2 protein-coding genes are annotated in these 6,678 nt (G+C 46.3%); one reads left to right on the forward strand and one right to left on the reverse strand.

What is annotated here, in order from left to right:
- Positions 1-68 precede the first annotated feature (68 nt).
- Positions 69-5,489 carry an alpha-2-macroglobulin family protein gene (locus ACJ751_RS22405; protein ID WP_407747761.1) on the reverse strand — a complete coding sequence of 1,807 codons (5,421 nt, stop codon included), beginning with the start codon at positions 5,487-5,489 and terminating at the stop codon, positions 69-71.
- 275 nt (positions 5,490-5,764) lie between these two features.
- Between ACJ751_RS22405 and ACJ751_RS22410 the strand changes: the two genes are divergently transcribed.
- Positions 5,765-6,678 (forward strand): transglycosylase domain-containing protein (locus ACJ751_RS22410; protein WP_407747762.1); only part of this gene is annotated, 914 nt, incomplete at its 3' end.

The raw sequence follows: 6,678 nt of genomic DNA on the forward strand, positions 1-6,678 counted from the left end.
AAAAGCAAGAGCGGGCTTCCTTTAAGAAAGCCCGCCCTTGTTAACTTGTCAACCTGTCAACTATTATCCTACTTCTTATTCACCCGTATCACCCCACCACCATTATACGAATGGTATTCACCATTATACATGGCTTCTGCGCTTACAGGTCCCATTCGGTAATTACCAGGCGATACGGCACGTACGGCATAGTAATACGTTTTGCGGCTGCTTCCCAGATTGTCAAACAAATTAATACGATCGTCGCGTACATCCAGCGCCGTAGGCGTGGCGGCATCCTTGATCCATTCCATACCCGGAATTTCTTTGGTACGGGGGTTCTCAATTTCAAACCCGGCCGGAAGAATATCGCTGATAGCGATATTATCCACATCACCGCTGTACGATTTTTCCAGGGTGATCTGAACCACTACCAGGTCGTTTTGCGTGAACGTATTGCCATCAACCGCCCGGCCATAGCGATCAAAGAAGCGACGGCGTACTTTAATGTAGCTATCTTCTTCCTTATAAGCACCGCTTACGCTGATGCCTTCGCTTTGCCAGTAATAATACAGGCGGCCTTCGCCTTTTGATGTAATATCTATATTGGTTCCACCTAATTGTTTGGCGGTTAACTTCAGCGGACTGGTTGATACACTGCCTACTGTTTTGCCATTTACTTTTACCTCGGCGCTTACGGTAGCCTTGCTGGCGGCACGGGCCATTTTGCCCAGCGACAGGAAGCTGAACGCACATTCCTGCGTGCTGTACCAGTAACGTTGTTTCATTTTATCAGCCACATGTTTCGCCATCACTGGTATCTGCACATTGGAAGGATCGGCATCCAGTAAGGCATTCAGCGCAATAGATTCATCGCGAATGTCGGAATAATAACTGCCGCCGGTTTGTGCAACCGATTCCTCGCCGGCAAACGAAGAAGGCAACAGCTCTTTAAATTTCGCTTTATCACCAGCCACTGCATACGCCACACTCAACAGGTATTTACAGTCAAGACTCAACACCATGGGATTAGCCTTATAATAGTTCATGGCGCTTACATTGGGTTTACCAGCCAGCGCCAGCACATATAAACTGTACGCCACTTCTTTAGGAGCTATCTTTTTTTTCTGGTCTCTATTGTAGTAGTATAAAACGGTTTCTTTGTTCTTCAACTTATTGTTCATGTAGTTGAGAATACCATTCAAAACATTCTTATCTACTTCAAATCCGGCTTTCTGCGCCTCCAGTAAGAAGTGCGCCGCATAAATGGTGGCCCACCAGTCTTCAGTGCCTTCGCCATCCCATAAAGTGATAGCGCCGTTGTACAACTGGCGTAACTTGATCTTGCGAATGGCTTCCTGAACATGGTAGTTGGCAGTTGATTTGCCTCCTTCATTGGTATGTAACTGATCGGCCAGATCACCAATATATAATTGCGGGAAGGCGGTTGATACGGTTTGTTCCGTACAACCATACGGATAAGAAACCAGGTACCGCAATTGTTTACCCAACTCCAGCGCCGGGCTGCGGCTTACTACCAACTGGTAATCGGTGCTGTTAGGCAGAAAATCATTAAGCGGAATATTGAGACGTTGTGCATTACCGCCGGTGAACGAACCGCTACCTGTTACTACCTGCAACGGAGAAGCAGGACGAACACTGATCTCGGTTTCATCGGTGAACTTCTCACCCAGTCCCTGTACTTCCACTTTTACTTTACCGGTGCTCACCGCAGGCGATGCCACTACCTGAAAGATGGCCTGGCCTTCGCTGTTGCTGTTGAGGGAAACTGATTGTTGTTTATCGCCCAGTACGTTCAGCGGACCGCTCACATTCAGGGTAGCGGTTGCTGTGGTAGAACCTTTGGTGGTATTGGTAATAGTAACCGGCACGGTTACAGTATCGCCCGGACTTAAGAATCGCGGCAATGCAGTGCTCAACACCAATGGGTCGGCTACGGTCATAGCGGTTTCGCCGCTACCAAAACTTTCATCTTTATAAGCAACGGCCATCAACCGTACTTCTCCACTGAATTGGGGAATATCAAATTCAAACTCCGCTTCCCCGCTGCCACCGGTTTTGGTTGAACCGCTCCAGTAAGAAACGATCTTGAACCGTTTGGCCGGCATGGGATTGGTGCGTTTACTCATTTCCAGTTCACCGTCACCACCCGTGCTGCTCAGCGTAGCTTTTAACTCGGGGAACAACAGCGGATACAGATCATATCCGTTTACTTCCAATGCCCTGGCGGCATAAAAATGGTTGTACGGATCAGGTGTTCTGAAATCTGTTATTTGTAACACGCCATTGTCAACAGCGGCCAACGTAACAAAGCTGTTGGGAGCTGCTTTTACGGTCACCTTTTGGTGTGTGCGTGAACGAACCGATTTTTGCGCTACGATCTCTACATTTATTTTACGGCTCTTCTCTTCTACTTTCAAACTTTTATACCCATGTGCTACTGTTAATGGTATTTCACTAACATCATGCGGTTTAATGAGCGTGGCGGTTACGTACACGTTTGGCAAATGATCGGCTGTCATTTTCAGATCAACCGATGCCGTTCTGTTGTCTACATTTACATATTGGTAAGAAACCACTTTATCTGTTTCCAGGGTAACCAGCATGCGGCCGCTGAACGGGGTCTTGAACAACAGTTTGGCGTTCTCGCCTGCTTCGTAAGAAGATTTATCAGCCTCGATGTCGATATTACCTTCCGTGTTTACTTCAAACGAAGAGTTTTCACCACCCCAGAAGCCATAGCTATAGAAGCTTTTGCTTACATAACTTTCTGAGCCCGGAATGGCCACCTGCAGTTCATACTGACCGGGTGAACGGGGCACAAATGAATAGGTGCTGTTTTCACCACTGATAGCAATGTTCTGCTCAGCCACTACTTTATCATCCTTCTGTGATTCATATTTGAAATAACTACCGCTTTTTGAGATCACAGTACGGTATTCATGTTTGATCACTTTTACCGAGGCGCGGGCGCCATTCAGTACATGCTCATCTTTATCCAGCGCAATAAGCGGAAATTTCACCATCTGGTTCAGCGGATAGTACCAGTACCCATCGCTGCCTATACCAAAGAACATCTTCTGGGTATAAATATTGGCAGTGGCGCTGCGGCTTACCGGCCGGCCTGTTTCATCAAAAACGGTTGCATAGAAAGTAGCCTGCAACAATCCTTTGTTCGCAAACAAAGCAGGCGCTTCGTACAATTCACTGGCATTACCATTATCATCGGTGCTGCCTTCTTTCACCACTTTATCAAACGACAGTCCCTGGTTTTCTATGCTGAAATTATAGGTGTCGTATTTCTTTGGATTGAAGTTGATGGAGCTCACCTGGATCTCTGCTTCGTAATTACGATTGGCGGCAGGCGGTCCAAAAAAGTTTACGGCATTGATGGCCAGGTGTGCGCTCTGCGCAGGTTCCAGGTAAGGCTTATCCAGTTTAGCGGTTACCTTAATGCGATCGGGCACAAATTCTTCAATGCTGAAATTCTTACTGCCCAGCAGTACGTCGTTCGACGTATATACTTCCAGCGTATAACTGCCGGTTATAGCTGCTTCGGAAATATCCACATCCCCATCAGCAGCGCCTTGTGTATTCAATGTTTTGCGGAAGTTCTTTAACTCCTTACCGTTTGGTAACAGGAACTTCATTTTTACCGGCAGTTCGCCAGGCGATTTCCACTGACGGTCACGCAAAACAACAGAGAAATTTACTTTTTCACCCGGACGGTAAATATCGCGTTCTGCATATATAAAGGCATCCAGCCCTGTACTATTGCCGTGTTTACCGCCTACGTCGAACCTGGAAGTATTTACCCTGGTGCTGCTGAACGGCAGGTAGTTGAAATCATTGGCTGTTTTGGCAATGATCATCGCAGGTTTAAACCCGGCAAACTCCTTACGCGAAAAAGCAACCTCAGCAACGCCGTCTGCATTGGTAGCGCCGGTGCCCAGCACCTGGTTGTTGTTGCCATACACCACTACGTTCATGCCGTTCACCGGTTGAGCCGTTTTAATAGAGTTGGCAAATACAAACAGTTTATCTTTTCCTTCGCGGGCAATTAAACCCAGGTCTGATTTGGAGATGAAACGGCTATCGCTCACCCAGTAATCAGTAGCCGACCGCAGCTTGATGTGATAAATACCTTTGAAATCGGGCAGCTTGTCTTCTACATTAAATGTAAACAACCGGCTGTTGCCATATTTTGGTAACGAACGTGTATCGATCTCCTGTTCATAGATCACATCACCCAACGCCAGATCGCTGTTGTCTTCATAATCGCCGCCATAGTATTCTCCATCTTCTCCTTCGCTGTTACCTCTTGAATCTTTCGGACTATAGCCATAACGCTGCGCCGTTAACAGGTTGCTTTCGTAGATCTTTGATATAATCACCTTTACCTTGGGCACATTGGTAATGCGCACTTCAATATTCTGATTACCCAGCGCGCTCAGGTACACCGCTTTGCTGTTTGCAAAACTTAACGAAGGTTCCAGTTCCCCAAATACCACGTTATTACTATACTGTTCGCGCAATACGCCGCCGATACGGCCACGCACTCCTTTGTTTATATTCAGCACATAACTTTTATCAGCATCAAAATTCTCGCTGCTTATGGTAAAGCCATCTTCCGTTTGCTGAACCGAAAACTTTACCGCAGGTTCAAACCGAATAAGAGAAGCGAGATTTTCCATTACCACCTGCTGACTGGTACGCACAAACACTGTTCCGGTTAATCCATCGTGTTCGGCCCGTACATCATTAATAGTAAGATTATAAGGAGAAGGAATGAACACTTTGTTCTCGATCGCATCTTTGGTGCCATTCACGCCTCCATCGGGTATCAGTCCTTTATCAAAGGTTACTTTAGCCTCGAGGTCTTTATCCTCCAGCTTCAAACCAGCCACGCGCAGCGAAATGCGGCTGTCGGGGCCCTCTGTAATGATGCTATACTTCAACGGCTTGCCGCCTACTTCCAGGTTCATTTTATCCTTAATGGTAGCAGGACTGATAGCATAGTTAAAATACAGATCAACCTGTGGGTACGCGCTGGTGGAATGCTGATCGGGCAGCATCCAGGTTACGTTGGTATTGTCCAGTTGTAAGTAAGGCGTGAAAAAACTGATCTCCTCGCCTTTCTCGAGCTTGCCATATTTACTATGGTCGAGCAGATCGCCAGACAGCTTTGCGGTATAACTGGTAGCAGGCGACAGCGGTTGTGCGGGCGAAAACACCAGTTCATCAGGACGTTCCCAACGAAAACGGCCGGCAATTTTTGGTTCGAATGAAATATAGTCAGTGGAATCCCAGTTGTTCAACAAAGAATCAGGAACAAGGGATTTATCAAAGCGGAATACCAGGTTACCGAGGGATTGTACTTCACCTTTGGCATTGGTATAACTGAGAGAAACGGCGCTACGATTACAGGCGGCTATCATTGATAGCACACAAACGCCTATTGTAATCAAGGCGATCAATTGCTTACGCATATCGGGTTAAAAGTATTAGCGTGGTTAGGCCTAAACCAATTCCAGATAACAATCCAGAGTGGGTTGAGGGCGTTAAAATACAAAAAGGAATTAAATATTGGAATGTTCCTTTTGTTGATAGAAAGAAAACCGGAAATTAGCAAGGAAACTACGGGGGAAGGCTTGACAAAGCCATAGAGTTGAAATTGTAACCGAAAGTTACAATCAATTTATTCTCCCACATGTTAATTTGTTATTAAAGTGCTTTTACCACCTGAACAAGTGAACTAACACACATGAAAACCCCAGACAGAAAAGCCATACAGCAGTTTGTTACCCGTATAATAACCTGGCGCCCGCGCCACCGTTATGCACAGGTTGCCTATAAATGGAGTAAACGGCTATTACTTACTATTTTTATTGCTATCATTTTATTCTTCTCACTTAACTGGGTATTCCCGCTGCCCGATAACATCGAATACTCTACCATTATTACCGATAGCAAAGGTGAAGTATTGCATGCCTTTCTTACCAAAGATGAGAAATGGCGCATGAAAACAGAGCTGGAAGAGATCTCGCCGCTGTTGCGCAAAACTATTATCGAAAAAGAAGACAAGTATTTTTACCGCCATCCCGGTATTAATGCCATGGCCATTGGCCGTGCCTTTATCAAAAACATTTTTCGCTGGAAGCGTACTTCAGGCGCCTCCACCATCACTATGCAGGTGGCCCGCGCCCTGGAGCCCAAAAGCAGAACGTATTTCAATAAGTTTATTGAAATATTCCGGGCTCTGCAGTTGGAACACAAATACAGCAAGAACGAAATACTGCAATTGTACCTGAACCTGGTACCCTATGGTGGCAACATTGAAGGAGTGAAATCAGCATCTATTCTTTACTTTAAAAAGAATCCCGATCACCTGTCCCTGGCCGAGATCACCGCCCTTTCTATTATCCCCAACCGCCCATCGACGTTGGTAATGGGCAAACACAACGATCGTATTATGCAGGAACGTAACCGCTGGCTGCAACAGTTTGCCAAAGACAAAGTGTTCACCCAAAAAGAAATTGCCGATGCATTAAGCGAACCGCTCAACGCTACGCGCGGTACCGTTCCCCGGTTGATCCCGCACCTGGCCTGGAAACTGAAACAACAGGGGGGCGATCTCAGCAAAACCAATATTGAACTGAATACCCAGTTAAAGACCGA

Origin of the sequence: Niastella sp. (assembly GCF_045805085.1) — a bacterium.
Lineage (GTDB): Bacteria > Bacteroidota > Bacteroidia > Chitinophagales > Chitinophagaceae > Niastella.